Origin of the sequence: Allomuricauda sp. MMSF_3307 (genome assembly GCF_030733585.1) — a bacterium.
Classification (GTDB): domain Bacteria; phylum Bacteroidota; class Bacteroidia; order Flavobacteriales; family Flavobacteriaceae; genus Flagellimonas.
Genome location: NZ_JASHIQ010000001.1, coordinates 524,525 through 543,915, shown reverse-complemented (window position 1 = coordinate 543,915; position 19,391 = coordinate 524,525). Strand labels below are relative to the sequence as shown.

Annotated in this window: 13 protein-coding genes; 10 read left to right on the top strand and 3 right to left on the bottom strand. The window is 45.1% G+C overall.

The genetic code is table 11. The features are described from left to right. Window positions 1–2 precede the first annotated feature (2 nt). From RBB12_RS02380 to RBB12_RS02370, 3 genes are all read left to right on the top strand, one after another. On the top strand, window positions 3–1,325 hold the full coding sequence (locus tag RBB12_RS02380; RefSeq protein WP_306012651.1) for a sigma-54-dependent transcriptional regulator: 1,323 nt from the start codon (window positions 3–5) through the stop codon (window positions 1,323–1,325). 202 nt (window positions 1,326–1,527) lie between these two features. Further along, window positions 1,528–1,944 carry a GreA/GreB family elongation factor gene (locus RBB12_RS02375; RefSeq protein WP_306012650.1) on the top strand — a complete coding sequence of 139 codons (417 nt, stop codon included), beginning with the start codon at window positions 1,528–1,530 and terminating at the stop codon, window positions 1,942–1,944. 243 nt (window positions 1,945–2,187) lie between these two features. Then, window positions 2,188–2,820, top strand: a complete 633-nt coding sequence (locus RBB12_RS02370) for a hypothetical protein (RefSeq protein WP_306012649.1) — start codon at window positions 2,188–2,190, stop codon at window positions 2,818–2,820. Here the strand turns inward: RBB12_RS02370 and RBB12_RS02365 are convergent. Genes RBB12_RS02365 through RBB12_RS02355 form a run of 3 tightly spaced genes read right to left on the bottom strand, consistent with a single transcriptional unit; the run spans window position 2,813 to window position 5,983 of the window. Beyond that, window positions 2,813–3,256: a 3-oxoacyl-ACP synthase gene (locus RBB12_RS02365; protein ID WP_306012648.1), complete on the bottom strand. Its 444-nt coding sequence runs from the start codon at window positions 3,254–3,256 to the stop codon at window positions 2,813–2,815. The genes RBB12_RS02370 and RBB12_RS02365 overlap by 8 nt on opposite strands. 10 nt (window positions 3,257–3,266) lie before the next feature. After that, on the bottom strand, window positions 3,267–4,619 hold the full coding sequence (locus RBB12_RS02360) for a sensor histidine kinase (RefSeq protein ID WP_306012647.1): 1,353 nt from the start codon (window positions 4,617–4,619) through the stop codon (window positions 3,267–3,269). Further along, window positions 4,619–5,983: a sigma-54 dependent transcriptional regulator gene (locus RBB12_RS02355; RefSeq protein ID WP_306012929.1), complete on the bottom strand. Its 1,365-nt coding sequence runs from the start codon at window positions 5,981–5,983 to the stop codon at window positions 4,619–4,621. Before RBB12_RS02355 ends, RBB12_RS02360 begins: the two co-directional genes overlap by 1 nt. Window positions 5,984–6,155: 172 nt before the next feature. Here RBB12_RS02355 and RBB12_RS02350 point away from each other — a divergent pair, with 172 nt between their 5' ends. The 7 genes from RBB12_RS02350 (at window position 6,156) to RBB12_RS02320 (ending at window position 19,380) form a co-directional block, all read left to right on the top strand. After that, entirely contained in the window at window positions 6,156–7,529 is a 1,374-nt protein-coding gene (locus RBB12_RS02350; RefSeq protein ID WP_306012646.1) for a TolC family protein, read from the top strand. An 8-nt stretch (window positions 7,530–7,537) separates the two neighbouring features. Next, window positions 7,538–8,788 (top strand): efflux RND transporter periplasmic adaptor subunit, encoded by a 1,251-nt coding sequence (locus tag RBB12_RS02345; RefSeq protein ID WP_306012645.1) that lies wholly within the window; start codon window positions 7,538–7,540, stop codon window positions 8,786–8,788. Between the two features lie 59 nt (window positions 8,789–8,847). Further along, complete coding sequence (locus RBB12_RS02340; RefSeq protein ID WP_306012644.1) at window positions 8,848–9,543, top strand: ABC transporter ATP-binding protein; 696 nt, start codon at window positions 8,848–8,850, stop codon at window positions 9,541–9,543. Window positions 9,544–9,627: 84 nt separating this feature from the next. Next, on the top strand, window positions 9,628–12,045 hold the full coding sequence (locus RBB12_RS02335) for an ABC transporter permease (RefSeq protein WP_306012643.1): 2,418 nt from the start codon (window positions 9,628–9,630) through the stop codon (window positions 12,043–12,045). 23 nt (window positions 12,046–12,068) lie between these two features. Next, window positions 12,069–14,468: an ABC transporter permease gene (locus tag RBB12_RS02330; RefSeq protein ID WP_306012642.1), complete on the top strand. Its 2,400-nt coding sequence runs from the start codon at window positions 12,069–12,071 to the stop codon at window positions 14,466–14,468. Between the two features lie 22 nt (window positions 14,469–14,490). Next, entirely contained in the window at window positions 14,491–16,926 is a 2,436-nt protein-coding gene (locus tag RBB12_RS02325; RefSeq protein ID WP_306012641.1) for an ABC transporter permease, read from the top strand. 6 nt (window positions 16,927–16,932) lie between these two features. Continuing rightward, window positions 16,933–19,380 (top strand): FtsX-like permease family protein, encoded by a 2,448-nt coding sequence (locus RBB12_RS02320; protein ID WP_306012640.1) that lies wholly within the window; start codon window positions 16,933–16,935, stop codon window positions 19,378–19,380. The last annotated feature ends 11 nt before the right edge of the window (window positions 19,381–19,391 follow it).

The window sequence follows — 19,391 nt, the reverse complement described above, 5'->3', positions numbered from 1 at the left end:
CTTTGCTAAAAAAGGAAAACATCTTGCTGGTCGATGACGATATCGACATCCTCGAATTGTTGCAGCGTCATTTAAAATCGTTGGACTATCATACCTACAAGGCCGTTTCGGTAAAGGAGGCTCTCTATATCCTAAAGGATACCGAAATTGATTTGTTGGTAACCGATATCAATATGCCAGAAATTGATGGGCTGGAATTGGTCAAATATGTGACCGAGCATTATCCCGACATGCCCAAATTGGTGGTAACGGGCTTTCCATCCGCAGAAGATGCATCCAAAGTCATAAAACATGGGGCAACAGATTATTTGACCAAGCCCTTTACCAAGGTGGAGTTGGAAACCGCCGTAAAAAGGGCGTTTGCCAATAAACAAAGCCGTAAACTGGATACCTCACGGCCCCAACCTGCCAATTTCAAGGGCTACGGCGACATGATCGGTGCCTCACCAAGCTTCCAAAAAGTGACCCAAATCATTGATCGGGTCAAGGACAACAGGGCCACGGTATTGGTTAGTGGCGAGAGCGGAACCGGAAAGGAACTAGTGGCAAGGGCCATTCACTATTCGGGCAAATTTGCGCGAGCGCCCTTTATTGCCGTGAACTGTGGCGCCATTCCAGAAAACCTGCTCGAAGCCGAGCTTTTTGGCTACACCAAAGGCGCCTTTACGGGAGCCAACGAAAACAGGGACGGCTTTTTCCAAGCGGCACAGAACGGAACCATTTTTTTGGATGAAATTGGAAACGCCCCTTTGGGCGCGCAAAACCGATTGCTGCGGGTACTACAGGAAAAAGAGGTGACCAAAGTGGGTTCACAAAAGGCAGAGAAATTGGAAGTCCGGGTAATCGCCGCCACTAATAGCGACTTGGAGGAACTCATCCGCAAGAAAACCTTTCGGGAAGATCTTTTTTATCGATTATCGGTTGTGACCGTTGAGGTGCCGCCGCTGAGGGAGCGACCTTCGGATATTCCGCTGCTGGTGGAGCAATTTCTCCAAAAGTACGGGCTAGAGTACAAAGACCGATTTGTTCGGATTTCGAATGAAGCCTTAGAGGTCTTGAAACGCTATTCGTGGCCGGGCAATATTCGGGAACTGGAAAATGTGGTGCAGCGGGCCGTGATTATGTGCGATGGCGAAATCACATTGCAGCATCTGCCCGATGTGCTCAAGTACAAAATCGATTTCCCTAAAAAGGGATTCAAAACACTCCAACAAAAAGAAAAGGAATACATTGAGGAAGTACTGCTCTTCACCCAAGGCAATAAGACCAAGGCAGCTGAAATTTTGGGTATCAACCGGAAAACTCTACGGGAAAAGCTCAAATAGCACCGATACAAATATACCCGACCGGTACAATTTTATCCAGCACCACTGGCACGGTTTTTTATTCAAGACCATACAAAATACTTGAAAATCAGATAGTTGTTAGTTTGTTTTCAAACCAAGGACCTTACATGGCACAGCATTTGCCTTACTTCTACAAAATGATGGGACCTTGTGCCGACGTCCCTTCCGTTAATTGCTGAAAATGAAATACGGAAGCCTTATCATGGAGAAAAAAGATTACGTAACGCTAAAACGAATACTGAACTTTCACAAGTATTACGATGATTATGCGCATCAAGATGCCCTGGAGCAGTTGGCGGAGCGTATTGAAAAGGCTTTGGTGGAAGATGCAGTGGATATTCCGGATGATGTGGTGCGACTGAACTCGAAAGTTACCGTGGAGTTTATCGATGGTGCTCGGCAAACCTTTCAATTGCTTCCTTCGACAAAAGGCAACACCAAGGAAGGCACTGTTTCCGTAGTGAGTGCTTTAGGGGCCAATCTGGTAGGGCTGGCCGTGGACGATCAAGTGAAAATGGGGAATCCATCCGATATAAAATCCTTTAGGATTGTGAAGGTGACACCATCACACCAGTTGACCTCTGGCATAGATTTATGAAATGATAGTATAAAAATGAATGGGAACCCCACAGGATGAACACTCAGTTTAAGGGTCTTAGGCGCACAAAGGTTAATGTGGCCCCAAGACATCGAACAAGAAGAATTAAGTTTTTTATAGTTGATTTGATGATGAATTCCGCCCAGTCAAAAGCATTGAGGTTTGCTCCTTAATGAATGAATGGTTAGCTTACAACTGGGCGGATGCATCAAACTGAGCATATGGCCATAAAAACCTAACATCATGTCAAATATTACCACCATTAGACAACGTATCCATGCCGGCTTTGTACTTGCAGTAGCATTTTTGCTGGTTTTGGCCTCCAATCGTTTGAACAACCGGAATTTTTCTGCCGTAGAACATGGGGTGGATTCTGTTTTTGAAGACCGATTGGTGGTGCAGGAATACATTTACCGTTTGAGCAATCTGTTCCACAAAAAGGAGCTCTTTTTGGCAAATGGCAAGTTGGGGAACCAAGAAATCCCCGAAACACCTACCATCGAAAGTATTTTGGTCGATTTTGGGAATACAGAGTTAACGCGGGAAGAATCCCGGTATTTGGAAAGTTTAAAAAAGAACTATACGACCCTGCAAGGTTTGGAAGCCAATCATGCTGAATATGACGAGCCCAAAAAGGAAATGATTGCCGTGTTGCACCGCATCGGCGAAAACTTGGATGCACTCTCCGAAGTACAGCTCGATGAGGGCAAACTGCTCACCGAACAATCCAAAAGGTCACTGGGCATGAACCAGCTGCTTTCAACAATCGAAATTGTATTTTTGATCATTATCGGAATCCTATTTCTGATTATTGTTTTTAAGAAGGATAGGCCAGAAATGGAGGTTGTGGGAGATGACTCTCAGGATTTCAGATAATATCCAAAATGGAATGGGAGATTCCATTAAAAACAAAATCATCACCCTTTTTTTTGCCCCATAAAGCTTGCGCAATCGGTGCATTGGCCGAAATGCAATACACCTTTTCCTCCCCAGAAGTAAAAAGCCCTGCCGAGATGGCAACAAAATAGTTGGCCATACTGGTCCTTATCAAAGACCCCAAACGAATGTAGTCTGTTTGTTTGTCGATATCAATTTTGCGGAGTACCGCGCGTATGGCATCCACTTCCTGTAGTTGTTGGCCCAATTTTTCCTGTTCCAATTGCACCATGGCCCGGCCCGTTTCGTGCTTGTCCTCAGCCGTGTTCTTGGTTTCGGAATCCAAGGATTCATGGAGCTCATCGCTCTGTCTTTTAAGGCGGGCGGCCCTATCGTCCACCTGTTTCCAACAAAATTGCAAAAGGTCTTTTTTCATCACGTTGCTATTAAGCAAAGGTAAGTCGGAAAACGGTTTCTTTAGCAGGAGTTGAACGTACTTGAATGTTTCCGCCGTGGAGCTGCATAACCCTTTTGGATAGACTTAATCCAATGCCCGTTCCCTCACTTTTGGTGGTGAAGAAGGGCACAAAAATTTCGTCCATTACCTCGGGCGGGATGCCAGGGCCATTATCTATCACATCAATAAATTTAGAGCCGTTTTCATCGGTTCCGGCCACTATCAGCACCTTACCGTTTTCGGTGTTTTCCACAGATTGCAATGCGTTTTTCGCCAAATTGATCAATACTTGGGAAATCTGTTTTTCATCAATATAAAATTCAAGGTTTTCTGGATTGCAGAGCGTTTTAAATGCACTGTTGCCATCGGTGAGCCGAGCGGACATAAGCACATCTATCTTATCCAGAAGTGCTTTCCCTTTTACAAGGATTTTGTTGGGGTCCGGTACATGCAGCAGACTTCTATAGGATTGCACAAAATCCATCAAATCGCCACCTTGTTCCTTGATCACCTCCAAGCCTTTGAGCGTATTTTTTATCTGGCTCTCTTCCAATTCCTCCAAGGGCGTGATCTTGCTTCCCTTGCGATAATATTTGATGATGGAGTCGGATATTGAGGTAATCGGGGTAATAGTGTTCATAATTTCATGCGTGAGCACCCGGATAAGACGCACCCAAGACTCGGTTTCCTTTTCGTCCAGTTCCTTGTGAATATCCTGTGCCACCACCAATAGCAGCTCCTGCCCGTCCAGTTTTAAGGGCGACGACTTCAAGGCCAATTGGGTCTGTTCCCTTTCGTTGGACAGTTGAAACAGCTTTCGCTGAAAGGGTTTAAAATCCCTGAAGATCTCGTAGAGTTTTTCATCTACCTGTTTTAGCTGTTTGATGTGGTTGAGGGGCGTGTAGTCCAATAACTGCTCCAAGGTGGGGTTGGCAAAGAGGATGTGTCCTTTTGCGTTAAAGGTCATAATCCCGATACTGGCCTGCTTCAAAATTTCCTGATAGTATTGTTCCCGTATCTGCAACTGCAAATGGACCTCATGGATTAAGCCGTTCACCCGGTTCAGGCTACGGTTGAGTTCCTTAAAGGACTCTATGGTAACGCTCTCAGGAAAGCGTAAGGTAAAATCTTCGTTCTTGATGGCATCAAAAAAGTAGGCAATCTTTCTATTGGTCCTATTGATAAAGGTGATTAGGGAAAACACCTGTATTACCAAGGCAAGCGCACAAACCCCCATGGAAAAGTACCAAAGGTAAGCCAATGAAAAGGCCATGGCTATGGCGGTAAGTGTGAGAAACACGACGCGGACAATGAGCTGGATGTAAAAATTTCTGCTCGCCATCAGTCGTTCTTTTTCTTCAACTTGTTGTAGAGTGTTTGCCTCGAAATGCCCAATTGTTCGGCCGCGGCACTGTAATTGCCCTCGTTTTGTTCCAATGCCCTAAGAATCATCTGTTGCTCCATTTCATTTAGGGTCATGGGCTCACTGTCCATGGATTGCAGGGGCTTGGCATGCAATAAAAAATCGGAGGGTTTTAGCACACTGCCGTCAGAGAGGATTACGGCACGTTCCATGGTATGCTGCAATTCCCGTATGTTTCCGGGCCAAGGGTACTCCATCAGCTTTTCTTGGGCCAATTGGTTCATCCGCAAACCGCTTTTATCGTATTTATGGGCAAACTTTTTCAGGAAAAAATCAGCAAGCACCAAAATATCATCATCACGTTCTCGCAAAGGCGGCACTTCTATGTGGATGGTGTTGATGCGGTACAGCAAATCCTCCCGGAACAGTCCATCGGCAACCATTTGCTCCAGATTGCAATTGGTGGCACAAATCAAACGAATATCCACATTGATAGGTTTGTTGGACCCCACCCGAACCACCGATTTATTTTGGATGGACGACAAGAGTTTGGCCTGCATTTGTAATGAAAGGTTCCCAATTTCATCCAAAAAAAGACTGCCCTGGTGGGCGGCCTCAAATTTGCCCGCCCTATCTTCCTTGGCATCGGTGAAAGAGCCTTTGGTATGCCCAAAAAGTTCACTCTCGAACAGATTTTCGGCAATGGACCCCATATCTACCCCAATAAAAACCTCGTCCTTCCGGGTAGATAAACGGTGCAGTTCCCGGGCAATCAATTCCTTTCCCGTACCGTTTTCCCCTGTAATCAAAACATTTACATCTGTCTTGGCTACCTTGGCCACTAAGTTGAGCACGGTGGTCAATGCTTTGGATTTACCAATGATGTAATTCCGCCCCTCGTTGATGACCTGCTTTAAATTGTTCTCCTTTTTCTTCAGGTTGTGGATTTCCTGTTTGGATTTTCTCAGTTCGTAGGCAGATTTTACCGTGGTCATCAAACGCTCGTTGTTCCAAGGCTTGAGCACAAAATCGGAAGCGCCTTGTTTGAGCGCCCTCACAGCAAGGTCCACCGCTCCGTAGGCAGTCATCATAATCACGGAAGTATGGGGAGACCTCTTTTTGATTTCATTGAGCCAATACAACCCTTCGTTTCCCGTATTCACCCCGGCGGAAAAGTTCATGTCCAACAACACAATGTCGATAACCTCGAGATTTGGGAAAGAGGAAATCTGGTTCGGGTTAAAAATGGTCTGTACACTTTTGTATTCAAACTGAAGGAGAATCTCCAAAGCACTCAATACGCTTTTGTTATCATCGACCACTAAAATATGGGCATCGACCATGGGTGTTTTGTTCTTGGTGATGGTTAAAACTACAAATTGCAGGGATACGCTCCGCACCACTGTAAAATATTTGGACATTTTTTGTACAAAATTTTTACACCCGCAAGAACTATTTTATAAGGAATTGCATATAAACACCTGATTATCAGGCAAAAAATATTTTGGCATAAGAATGGAAAGTAGTTTGGCACAGGAAATCACTATGAATTTAAAAACATACATAACAACATTACTTTTATTTGCATCTGCGGTGGTGTCGGCTCAGCAAGTTTGGACATTGGATGAGTGTGTGGCCTACGCCATAAAAAACAACCTCCAAATCAATGATTTTGAGCTGAACACTGACTCCAACAAGGAGTCTTATCGCCAATCTATCCGCAATCTGTTGCCCATAATCAACGGGTTTGCCGATTACAGCATAAATTTTGGTCGATCGATCAACCCAGAGAACAACAGTTTTGTGAATACTGAATTCTTCTCCAACAATTATTCCCTACAATCGTCCTTCGACCTTTTTCAGGGGTTCCAAAAAATAAACAATATCAAGGCTTCTAAGTTTTTGTACAAGGCGACCCAGGAAGAAAGCCTTCAGCAGAAGTATTTATTGGCTTTTAGGGTCATGTCTGCCTATTACGACATCCAATTTATCCAAGGGCTTATCGACATCGCGAAGGAGCAGGTACAAATATCCCAGACCAATTACGATTTGGTCAAAAAACAGGTGGAACTCGGCGTGATGGCAGGGGCCGATTTATATGAGGCAGAATCCTTGTTGTATGCGGACAGCTTAGCGTTGACCCAAAATGAGAACAGGTTGAAAGCAGCAAAGCTTACCTTGTTGCAAGCCATGAACATTGAGGGCCAAAACGATATCACATTGCAGCCTGAACTTATCGCGGCAGGTTCTTTTGAAAAGACTGAAGCCATGGTTTCGGACTCCATTTTTGTTGCCGCCAAAGATTTTATGCCGTCGATAAAAGCACAAGAATTTCGCGTAAAAGCCGCAACAAAACAATTATCGGCAACGCGAGGCGGTCTTTACCCTTCCATTAGCTTGCAGGGCGGTATCGGCACCGGATACTTTGAAACCATCAGGGACTCCTTGGGCACTACCATTCCTTTTAGGGACCAAATACGTGACAATACCTTCAAATTTATTGGGGCATCACTGAACGTTCCGATATTTAGTGGATGGGCCAGCCGTTCCCGGGTGAAGCAACAGAAAATAGCTTTGGAAAGAGCAAAGAACAATGCCAAAATTACCGAGCAGGAGCTATATCAAATTATTCAACAATTGGTGCAAGAGCACGAAGCTTTGATGGCGGAGACGGTACAAACGCAAAAGGGAATGCAGTCTCAGGCCCTTGCCTTTGCCATTGCTCAAAAACGCTACGAAAAAGGAATGATCAACGCTATCGAACTTAGGCAGTCCAAAAACTTGTTCGCAACCGCACAAAATCAAAATTTACAGGCCCAGCTTCGATTGCGGGTCAATAATAGCACACTGGATTTTTATAGAGGTCTGCCCATTTTTAATATCAACTAACAACGACCATGGATATACAATTAGAAAAGAAAAAAGGACTACAACCCAAGCATTATGGATATATCGCACTAGGGATATTATTGTTGTTTGTGGGCTATAAATTGATTTTTGCCAGCTCGGTGTCCACTTTCAGAACGGAAAAGGAACGTTTGTCGATTTCCACAGTGACCGATGGAAAGTTTGATGACTATATCACCATTAATGGCAATGTGGCCCCGATCGCAACTATTTATATGGATGCCTACGAGGGCGGAAGGGTCTCCGAAAAATTGATAGAGGAGGGCTCGATGGTCAAAAAAGGGGACATTATCCTGAAGTTGGAGAACATGGCCCTTTATGAGCAAATTTTGGCAAGTGAGAGCAATTTGGCACTCAAGCAAAACGATTTACGCTCCACTAAACTTACTTTCGATTCCCGCCAAGTGGAGGGAAGACGGTCTTTGGCCACTGCGGAATATGATTTGCAACGGTTGAAGCGGAACTACGAACAGAACGAGGAGCTGTACCAAGACGAATTGATTTCCAAAGAGGCGTATTTACTGTCCAAGGAAAACTATGAACTGGCCAAAAAGCAATATGAAATCGTGAAACTGCAGACCGAGCAGGACGATGAGCTGCGGGAAACCTCACTCAAAGGCTTGGATGCCGACTTGGATAGGATGCAAAAAACCTTGTCCATGGTGTACGAGCGTTTGGATCACTTGAACGTTCGGGCCCCTGCAGACGGACAGTTGGGCTTTTTGGACGCAGAAATTGGTCAAAATATTTTACAGGGCCAACGTATTGGACAGATCAACGTACTGACCGATTTTAAGATCGAGGCCGATATCGACGAACATTATATCGATAGGGTAAAAAGAGACCTGTCTGCAGTCTTGGAACGCAACGGCAACGAATACAAACTGCGATTGCGCAAAGTATACCCCGAGGTAAGAAACGGAAGGTTCCGTGTGGACTTGGTATTTGTGGACGACAGGCCCGAAACCATCCGTGCAGGTCAGAGTTACAATATTCGACTGCAGCTAGGCGAATCCAACGATGCTTTATTGTTGCCCAAGGGCGGTTTCTTCCAGAGTACCGGGGGCCAATGGGTATTTGTGGTCAACCCCAACGGGGACGAGGCCATCAAACGAAATGTACGTTTGGGCAAGCAAAACTCAAGATATTATGAGGTCTTGGAGGGCCTTCAACCCGGGGAACAGGTGATTACTAGCAACTACGACAGTTTTGGTGATGCGGAACGGATCGTACTCCAATGACCCGTACAATTGTAACAATCCTTAAAACAGAATAGTCTTTATAAAACAACCATCAAAAAATGATACAGATTACAAACCTTAAAAAAAGCTTCCGCACCGAGGAGGTAGAGACCTTGGCCCTCAACGGGGTGAACCTCAAAGTGGAAGAAGGCGAATTCGTGGCCATTATGGGACCGTCCGGTTGCGGAAAATCAACCTTGTTGAACATTATCGGTATGCTGGACAACCCCACTGAAGGGAGCTATAACTTTGCGGGCCACGAAGTGGGCGGACTCAAAGAAAGCCAACGCACCCAACTCCGAAAAGGAAATTTGGGCTTTGTGTTCCAGAGTTTTAACCTAATCGATGAGCTCACAGTATTCGAAAATGTGGAACTGCCCTTAATCTACCTTAAAATGAACAAGGCAGAGCGTAGGGAAAAAGTACAAAAGGTTCTCGAGCGCATGAAAATCGCCCATAGGGAAAAGCACTTTCCACAACAGCTGTCTGGAGGTCAACAACAGAGAGTGGCCATTGCCAGAGCCGTTGTGACGAACCCAAAATTGATCTTGGCGGATGAGCCTACGGGTAACCTGGATTCCAAAAACGGAATCGAAGTGATGAACCTGTTGACGGAACTTAACCAAGAGGGAACTACCATCGTAATGGTGACCCACTCCGATCATGATTCACATTACGCCCACAGGGTCATCAACCTGTTCGACGGGCAAATTGTAACGGAAAGTCAGAACAAACCATTGAAAGGCATGGTATAGGAGTTTATTCACCAGCCCTGAGCGAGTGCTGCCGAGCGCGTAGTCGAAGCAAAGGGTCAATCAAAAAACAATCAAATCAATCACATGTTCAAAAACCACCTAAATATTGCCTGGAGGACCATTAAAAAGGACAAGCTCTTCACGTTTATCAAGATTGGAGGCTTTGCCGTAGGTATTGCCGCCTGCCTTTTGATCGCTCTTTTTATCCGAAACGAAATCAGTTATGATGAGCACTATACAAAAAAGGACCAGATCTACCGGGTGGTTTTTCAAGGAGAGGTCCAAGGCGAAGTGATGAAGAGCACGCATTTTCAATTGCCCTTTGCCGATGCGCTCCAATCCAATTTTCCAGAAATCACCAAGGCGGGGAAAGTCAATACCATTGAGATTTTTGGTGCTGGCAAAAGAGGAATGCGGGTAAGTGGACAAAACGAGAACACTTTTGAAGAGAACTTTATTCTGGCCGACCAAGAGGCTTTTGATATCTTGGAAATCCAGCTGGATGAGGGCAACCCCCAAACGGCACTTTCACGACCCAGCAGTATTGTGATGTCTCGCTCCAAGGCGGATAAATACTTTCCAAACGGAGATGCCCTGCAGCAGACCATTTTTTTGGACAATGATACCTCCAAGCCTTACACGGTTACGGGAATTATGGAAGATGTGCCGGAGAACTCGCACTTAGATTTTGACTTTTTGTTGCCCATTGAGGACACCAATCAGAATTGGACCAACCAGAATTACTTTACCTACGTACTGGTAAACCCGAATACGGACATCCCGGCGTTGGAGCAGAAAATGTCCTTGATTGTCGAAAAATATATCATTCCTGCCCAAATAAAAAGAGGGCGTTCGGCCGACTTTATCGATGTGCTGAGAACAGCAGAATACAAGCTTCAACCGGTTACCGATATTTATTTGAAATCCGACCTGAAAATGCAGGATGGCCTAAAGCACGGCGACATTAAGTTTGTTTGGCTGTTTGCGGCCATTGCCATTTTTGTGCTGTTGTTGGCCATCATCAATTTCATCAACCTTTCCACCGCCAAATCAGCGAATCGGGCCAAGGAGGTGGGGTTGCGAAAAACCATCGGAGCCTTTCGCAACAATTTGGTGGGGCAGTTTCTCACGGAATCGATGATTTTCAGTATTATTTCGTTCATTTTGGGCGTTGGATTAGCTTGGGTACTTCTCCCTACCTTCAACCAAATAGCCGCCAAAAACATGGAATTGGCTTTGTCCGCATGGTGGTTTCTTCCCATCCTGCTTGTAGCCGCTCTTTTGGTGGGGGTTTTGGCAGGACTCTACCCCGCTTTCTATTTGTCGGCCTTTAGGCCCGTAAATGTATTAAAGGGAACCCTGAGCGTGGGCAGGAAAAGCGGAAGGTTGCGCAGCGGATTGGTCATATTTCAATTTACCACTTCGGTCATTTTGATTATCGGCACCTTGATCATTTATCGCCAGATGGATTTTATCGTCAGCAAAGAACTTGGCTATGATAAGGAGCGTGTGGTCGTGTTGGAAGGAACCAACATCTTAGGGAACAAAATGGAAGCTTTTAAGGAGCAATTGGAGGGGCTATCGCAAGTAAAGAGCGTAACAGCCACCAATTATTTGCCCATTGATGGCGGAAGCAGAAACGGCAATACTTTTATGGTGGACGGTCAGGATGATGGTGGAAGGGGTGTGCCTGCACAAAAATGGCGGGTCGATTATGATTATATCGAAACCCTGGGAATTCAGCTGGAAAAAGGGAGGAACTTCTCCAAAGAATATGCCTATGATTCCATCAACTCTATCGTAATCAATAGCAAAATGGCCTCCGAACTGGGATTGAAAGACCCCATCGGCAAGAAATTGGACAATAACAGCCAAGTATTTACCATTATCGGGGTAATCGAGGACTTTCACTTTAAGTCCTTAAAAGAGGATATTTCGTCATTGTCGTTGGTCATTGGGAAAGATGTAGGGGCCGTTTCCATAAAATTGGAAAAGGGAAATCCTGCAGAAGCACTGGCCTCTGTGGAGCAGGTGTGGAACCGTACGATTCCCAACCAAGCGATGAATTATACCTTTTTGGAGGAAGAGTTCGCCCAAATGCATGCCGATGTGCAACGTATGGGAAGCATCTTTAACAGTTTTGCCCTTTTTGCCATTCTTGTGGCCTGTTTAGGGCTTTTTGCGCTCTCGGCATTTATGGTGGAACAGCGTAGAAAGGAGATCAGTATCCGCCGGGTCTTGGGAGCACCGTTCAAGAACATATACCAATTGCTCACCCTCGACTTTTTAAAGCTCATCCTTATTTCCATCGGAATTGCGATTCCTATTGGTTGGTATTTGATGAACCGGTGGTTGGAAGGATTTGCATACCACATCAACATAGGCTGGGAAATATTTTCCCTGGCGGCACTTATAGCGCTCGGCGTAGCGATTGTAACCATTAGCTATCAATCCATTGGGGCGGCGCTCTTGAAGCCCACCAAAGGTTTGCGGACGGAATAAATCAATCAAAAAAAACGAAAACCATGTTCAAGAATTATCTAAAAATAGCTTGGAGGAACCTTTCAAAGAATAAGGGTTACACCATCATCAACGTGGGCGGATTGGCCATTGGGATGGCCGTTACCCTGATTATTGGTTTGTGGATCAACGACGAGCTGAGCCATAACGATTACTTTACCCATAAGAACCAGATAGCGCAAGTGTTCCAATCGCAGACATTCAATGGTGAAACGGGAACAGGGCCCGCTATTCCACGTCCTTTGGAGAAAGCCTTGCGAGAAAGCTATATGGACAATTTCCAGCATTTGGTCATGTCCTCTTGGAACACTTCGCAATACCTAAAGTATAAAGAAACCAGCATTTCCAGAACAGGGAACTTTATGCAGCGTGAGGCTCCAGACATGTTGGACCTTAACATATTAAAAGGCGAAAAGGACGGTGTTCGCGAAATCAACTCCATCATGCTATGTGAGTCTACCGCTAAGGCTCTTTTCGGGGATGAAGACCCCATCGGGAAAACTGTAAAAGTGAACAGCCAATACGATATGATGGTGACCGCGGTGTACGAGGATATCCCTTTCAACAATTCTTTCAATGATACTGAATTTATCATGCCTTGGGACAAATATGTTTCCGTGAACGAATGGATTAAGAATGCTGAAGATCAGTGGGGCAACAATTCGTTCCAAATGTTTGTCCAAATCGCGGACAATACCAGTTTTGAGTCCGTTACCGCTAAAATTTTGAAGGTAAAGCAGGAACTGAACGAAAATTCCAAGGAATTTAATGCAGAGTTGTTTCTCTTTCCCATGAAGGATTGGCATTTAAGGGGGCGCTTTGAAAATGGAAAGCAAGTCGGTGGAAGAATCAAATATGTGTGGCTATTTGGAATCATTGGAGCGTTTGTCCTCTTATTGGCCTGTATCAACTTTATGAATCTGAGCACAGCCCGTTCCGAAAAAAGGGCGAAAGAAGTCGGTATTAGAAAATCCATCGGTTCGCAGCGAAGCCAATTGATCAATCAGTTTTTGGGAGAATCGTTTGTTGTGGTCCTGTTGGCATTTTTGATTGCGGTGGTTATTGTGGTACTATCCCTCAATGGATTCAATGAGTTGGCTAGAAAGGATATCGATTTCCCGTGGTCTTCCGTTGGTTTTTGGGCCGCATCTTTAGGGTTCGTACTGTTTACGGCGCTACTGGCAGGTAGCTATCCGGCGCTCTACTTGTCTTCATTTAGACCGGTTGAAGTATTAAAGGGAACTTTTAAAGCAGGAAAACACTCGGGACTGCCCCGTAAAATATTGGTGGTACTACAATTTACCGTTTCCGTAGCCTTTATTATCGGCACGGTAATCGTAATGCAGCAAATCAATTACGCAAAAAACAGACCCATTGGCTATGATAAGGAAGGATTGGTGCAGATACCTACGATGAGCCAAGATTTTCAGGGAAAATTTGAATTGATGCGGGACGAATTCATCGCATCGGGAGCCGTGGTGGAAATGTCCACCTCTAGTGCCCCAACCACAAATATTTGGTCCAACCGCAGTGGATTCGTCTGGGAAGGCAAGCCGGAAGGTTTCCAAGAAGATTTGGCTTGGACCGAGGTGTCACCCGAATACGCCAAAAGTCTGAACTTGAAAATCGTGCAGGGCAGGGATTTCTCGAGGGAATTTCCATCGGACTCCAATGCCGTATTGCTCAACGAAACCGCGGTAAAATACATGGGACTGGAGAACCCCATCGGTAAATTTATCAAGGATGATGATGAGGAAGACCCTTCCCCACCTTTGAAGATTATTGGCGTAGTGCAAGATATGATTGCACAGTCGCCCTACGAGCCAGTAAAACAAGGCATGTACGTTTTTGATAAACACGAAAATGGTTCCTACTACAACATGAGATTGAACCCATCACAAAGTGCCAGCCAGAATTTGGCGGTAATAGAAAGGGTTTTCAAGGAACATTTTCCCGATATCCCATTTCAATACGACTTTGTGGACCAAGAGTACGGGGAAAAGTTCGCGGCAGAAGAACGGATAGGAAGATTATCGGGGATTTTTACCGCCTTGGCCATTCTGATCAGTTGTTTGGGACTGTTTGGTCTGACCTCCTTCGTTGCGGAGCAGCGCACCAAGGAAATCGGAGTTCGAAAAGTGCTCGGAGCTTCGGTGTTCAATGTGTGGAATATGCTGTCCAAAGACTTCTTAAAATTGGTGATCATCTCCTGCTTTATTGCAGTTCCCATCGCCTATTATGTGATGAACGGCTGGCTGCAGGAATATCCCTATCGGGTAATTCTCAAGTGGTGGATTTTTGCCTTGGCCATGCTGGGAGCCTTAGCCGTAACCATCCTTACAGTGAGCTTTCAGGCCATTAGGGCAGCAAAATCAAACCCTGCCCGTAGCCTAAGAACGGAGTAGTCAACATCAAAAAACGAAGATCATGTTCAAGAACAACATCAAAATAGCATGGAGAAGCCTTAAAAAGCAGCCATTCTTCACATTTCTCAACATATTTGGATTAGCGATTGGAATGGCTGGTGGGCTTTTGCTCGGACTGTACATTTATGACGATTTGAGCCACGACAAAATGTTCGTGGATGCCGACCGCATCTATCGGATTAATTCCGATATGAAATTTGGCGGAGCGGAAGAAGAAACGGCCGAAGTATCGGCACCCATGGCCGAAGCATTGGTAAATGATATTCCAGAGGTTGAAATGGCCACACGTTTCAGGAACATAGGGAGTATTTCCATTCGTTTGCAAGATGCTACGGACAATGTACGCGAGCATCAGATAGCATATGCCGACTCCACTTTTTTCAAGATGTTCGGGATACAATTGTTGCATGGGGATGAACGCACGGCGTTGGTGGAGCCGAACACCATGATCATGACGCGAACCGCTGCCGAAAAACATTTCCCTGTTGACCAAGCTATTGGAAAAACCTTGATGATCAACGATCAAGAGGTGTATACCGTAACGGGGGTGATGGAAGATTTGCCCAAAAACTCCATTTTCAGGGACAAACCTATTTTCTTGGCAATGTCAGGGTATGAAGATGCCCAACTTGCCGAGTGGGGAAACCATAATTACTACACCTTTGTAAAGCTTGTTCCGGGTGCTTCGGGTTCGGATATTCAAGATGAAATGCAGGCCATGGTCGGGAAATATTTGATTCCTTATGCACAGCGGTTTTTCCCGGGAATTACAGAACAGCAATTTCTGGATTCCGGTAATTATGTGAACTACTCCTCCATTGCATTAACGGATATTCATTTGCATTCCGGACGAAGCCCTGAGTTCAGCACGGTGAGCGACATCAAAAATGTATACATTCTTGGGGCTATCGCCATTATCTTGTTGGTCTTGGCCAGTGTAAACTTTATGAACCTGTCCACGGCACATTCCCTAAAACGATCAAAGGAAGTTGGTATTCGAAAAACCTTAGGCTCGCAACGAAGCGGTTTGATAGGGCAGTTTTTAACGGAATCCGGGCTCATTGCCGTTGGTTCCTTACTGTTTGCCATCGTTATTGCATCTGTCGCCATGCCCTTTTATAACGATTTAGCAGGGAAAGAGCTATCCATACCCTATTCCAATCCATTTTTCTGGTTGATTTTACTCGTCGCAGCCTTGGTTTTGGGGTTGTTTTCGGGCAGTTATCCCGCGTTTTTCATGTCCCGTTTTGTGGCAGCCAAAGTGCTCAAGGGCCAAGGGGACAATTCCATTGGAGGAGGCAGGGTGAGAAACGCTTTGGTAATTTTTCAATTTAGTATTTCCGTGTTTCTCATCATGGGTACGTTGACCGTATTTCAACAGTTGCGCTTTATTCAGGGCAAGGACCTCGGATATGGAAAAAATCAAGTGCTGGTGATAGGAGGAGTTAACAGCTTGGAAGGTAAAAAGCAGGCCTTCAAAGATGCTGTACTTCGAATAAGCCAAGTAAACCATGCTACCTTGAGCAGTAACTTGCCAACACCCTCCGCAAGAAGCAGTGGGACCTATTTGTTGGCGGAAGACCGTAGTCAAGAGAAATCCATCAATATGCAACAATGGGAGGTGGATGAAGATTACCTATCCACAATGAACCTTTCTTTGATTTCAGGGAGAACTTTTGACCTGGATAGGTTTGCCACCGACTCTTCGGCGGTCATCTTGAATGAAAAGGCAGTAGCTGTTTTGGGAAAGACCCCAGAAAGCGTCATAGGCACCCAATTCGTCGGTGGTCTGGAAGGTGGAGGAAATTTGTCCACAGTGATAGGGGTGGTGAAAAACTTTCATTACGAAACCCTTAGGGATGAGGTGGGCTCATTGGCGCTCTTCCACGGCGGGGAATTTGCCAGTAATTTGGCCATAAAGCTAAATGGCGGAGACGTGGCTCAAACCATTGCCGAAATAGAGAATATTTGGAGACAGATGGCCCCGACACAGCCATTTGACCATTATTTTATGGATGACTCCTTCAACGCAAGCTACGAGGCTGAACAGCGGTTAGGAGAGATTTTTATGATTTTCACATTGTTGTCCATCATCATAGCGTGTTTGGGCTTGTTGGGCCTTGCCACCTTCAACGCGCAAAAGCGGGTAAAGGAAATCGGCGTTCGAAAGGTGCTGGGAGCTGGCGTAGGCCAAATTGTTTATCGCTTGTCCGTTGATTTTCTAAAGTTAGTGGGATTGGCCGTGGTCATTGCACTGCCCTTGGGTTGGTACGCCATGGATAGATGGCTTCAGGATTTCTCGTACCGTATCGATATTCCGTGGTGGATTTTTGCGCTATCCGCACTTATGGCGGTAGGCGTTGCGTTACTAACGGTGAGCTATCAAAGCATAAAAGCTGCCGTTGTAAATCCAGTAAAAAGTTTAAGAAACGAATAAAGCGTCATGTTTTTCAACAACTTAAAAATAGCTTGGAGAAGCCTCGTAAAAAACAAATTGTTTTCTGTAATCAATGTGTTGGGGCTATCGATTGGTATTTGTGCGGCGATGGTCATAGGTGCTATCGTGTATTACGATTTTACGTTTGATACCTTCCATAAGGACAAGGACCGGATTTATCGGGTAACCACAGAGTTTAAGTCCTCAGGGCACACTTTTACCAATAGAGGGGTGGCATTGCCCTTGATGCAGACCTTTCAAGAAGGCATGCCAGGGGTAGAACTGGCGGCGCCTTTCAGTAGTATCAGTTTCTCCAAAGTGGAAAACAAGGCCCAAGACCTTAGGTTTAAAAATGAAGGGAACTCCATTTTGGCGAATGATGCCTACTTTCAGTTGTTCAATTATAATTGGTTGGCAGGAGACAAGGAGTCTGCCCTTTCGGAAGCGGCACAAGTAGTGCTTTCCCAGAAAAAAGCAGAAAGCTATTTTCCGCACACCAAAATAGGGGACATGATAGGCAAAACGCTCGTATATAACGACTCTGTTGCTGTGAAAGTTACCGGTATAGTGGCCGATTTCAAACAAAATAGCGACCTAAGGTTTACCGAATTTATGTCTATGGACTCAGCTTCGATGTTTGGTTTGGACGAGCTAAAGACAAGCGATACTTGGAACAATACCAGCTCAGGTGATCAACTATTCTTCAAAATCAAAGACAAAGCTAGTCTAGCAGGAATACAATCTCGGTTAGAGGAATTGGCCAAGGAACACAAGAATAAAGAGCCTTGGGCCGAGAATGAAACCCGTTTGTTTGTGTTGCAGCCACTTAGCGACGTTCATTTTGGAGGGAAATACGGAGAATATCCGTTCAATAACTCAAGGCACGTAGCGAGCATCAAGGTGTTGAAGAGTCTGGGATTTGTTGCTTTGTTCCTATTACTGTTGGGCTGTGCTAATTTCATCAACCTAAACTCCGCTCAAGCGCTCACACGAGCCAAAGAAATTGGGATTAGAAAAACCTTGGGCAGTTCCAAAAAGCAGGTCATACGTCAATTTTTGATGGAGACCCTTATTTTGACATCATTGGCGGCCCTGTTATCCATAGTCTTGGCTCCTGTGTTGCTGCGCCAGTTTGCCGATTTTTATCCGGACGATATTTCACTCTCTGTGCTATACTCCCCTGTAGGAATCGTTGGGATTTTTTCCCTTATTGTGTTGGTGAGCCTTTTGTCTGGATTTTACCCAGCGTTTGTGCTTTCTGGTTTCCGGCCCGTTTCTGTGCTTAAGGGACAATTATCCAAAGGGGACAAAGGAGTACGCTTGCGCAAAACATTGACTGTTTTCCAATTTGTGGTCGCTCAGGTCTTTATTATAGCCACACTTTTGGTGGGCAAACAACTGCATTATGTCCTAAACAAGGACATGGGCATAAAAACGGATGCCATAGCCTATGTTTCTGTTCCGTGGAACGACAAATCTGAGGTAAAGAAAGAGCGACTTTTTAATGAAATAAAAAACCTTGGGCAACTATCCAATGTCAGTTTTGGTGGCGAACCTCCAGCTTCCAATAGTTATTCGACTACAATACTTACCTATTTTAGAAATGGTACGGAAATTCACGAGCAAACCCAACTATTGTGGGGAGACGTAACCTATTTGGACACCTACAAGATTCCGATTTTATCTGGAAGAGAGCGATTGAACGACAGCATTAAAGAATATGTAGTGAACGAAGCGTTTGCTAGGGCTATCGGGTTTGAAAAACCACAGGAAGTGGTAGGTGAGTTTGTGAAATTGGACACCATGAACATTCAAATTGTCGGTCTCATGCGAGATTTTAACCAGCACTCTTTGAAAAGCGGCATTGACCCAATGGCAATTACAGGGGACTGGTCGGGTCGATATTCTAACTTTCAAAACATTCATTTTGATTTGGGAAACAATTCGGAGCAATGGACGGAATCCATTGATCAAATCAAGAAGGCATGGGAAGGGGTTTATCCAGATGAAGAAATAAACCTTCGATTTATGAGTGAGATCGTTCAAAACTTCTACAGGACCGAGAAAAGTACAGTTCAGCTTTTGAAGTGGGCCACAGGGCTTGCCATATTGATTAGTTGTATGGGGCTTTTGGGCTTAGTGGTCTATACCACTGAACGCAGGGTCAAGGAAATTGGGGTTCGAAAAGTTTTAGGCGCCAATCTGGCACAACTCAACCTATTGCTTTGCAAGGAATTTTTGGTTTTGGTGGCGATTGCGTTCATCATCTCTGTTCCGATTGCTTGGTATATGGTCCAAGAGTGGATACAGGGCTTTGCTTATAAAACATCGCTCAGTTGGTGGGTATTTGTAGCGGGTGGTTTAGGTATGGTACTGGTTTCTTTGGCCGTAATCGGGGCAAGGACTTATCGCACGGCAAATATTAATCCGGTTGAAAGTCTCAGAAACGAATAAAAATCACAACT

What these genes read in the sequence shown, in the direction of transcription:
- RBB12_RS02320 (WP_306012640.1), top strand. Translation starts at nt 16,933, where the DNA reads ATGTTTTTCAACAACTTAAAAATAGCTTGGAGAAGCCTCGTAAAAAAC.
- RBB12_RS02375 (WP_306012650.1), top strand. Translation starts at nt 1,528, where the DNA reads ATGAAATACGGAAGCCTTATCATGGAGAAAAAAGATTACGTAACGCTA.
- RBB12_RS02340 (WP_306012644.1), top strand. Translation starts at nt 8,848, where the DNA reads ATGATACAGATTACAAACCTTAAAAAAAGCTTCCGCACCGAGGAGGTA.
- RBB12_RS02325 (WP_306012641.1), top strand. Translation starts at nt 14,491, where the DNA reads ATGTTCAAGAACAACATCAAAATAGCATGGAGAAGCCTTAAAAAGCAG.
- RBB12_RS02365 (WP_306012648.1), bottom strand. Translation starts at nt 3,256, where the DNA reads ATGAAAAAAGACCTTTTGCAATTTTGTTGGAAACAGGTGGACGATAGG.
- RBB12_RS02360 (WP_306012647.1), bottom strand. Translation starts at nt 4,619, where the DNA reads ATGGCGAGCAGAAATTTTTACATCCAGCTCATTGTCCGCGTCGTGTTT.
- RBB12_RS02335 (WP_306012643.1), top strand. Translation starts at nt 9,628, where the DNA reads ATGTTCAAAAACCACCTAAATATTGCCTGGAGGACCATTAAAAAGGAC.
- RBB12_RS02370 (WP_306012649.1), top strand. Translation starts at nt 2,188, where the DNA reads ATGTCAAATATTACCACCATTAGACAACGTATCCATGCCGGCTTTGTA.
- RBB12_RS02355 (WP_306012929.1), bottom strand. Translation starts at nt 5,983, where the DNA reads ATGGTCGATGCCCATATTTTAGTGGTCGATGATAACAAAAGCGTATTG.
- RBB12_RS02345 (WP_306012645.1), top strand. Translation starts at nt 7,538, where the DNA reads ATGGATATACAATTAGAAAAGAAAAAAGGACTACAACCCAAGCATTAT.
- RBB12_RS02330 (WP_306012642.1), top strand. Translation starts at nt 12,069, where the DNA reads ATGTTCAAGAATTATCTAAAAATAGCTTGGAGGAACCTTTCAAAGAAT.
- RBB12_RS02350 (WP_306012646.1), top strand. Translation starts at nt 6,156, where the DNA reads ATGGAAAGTAGTTTGGCACAGGAAATCACTATGAATTTAAAAACATAC.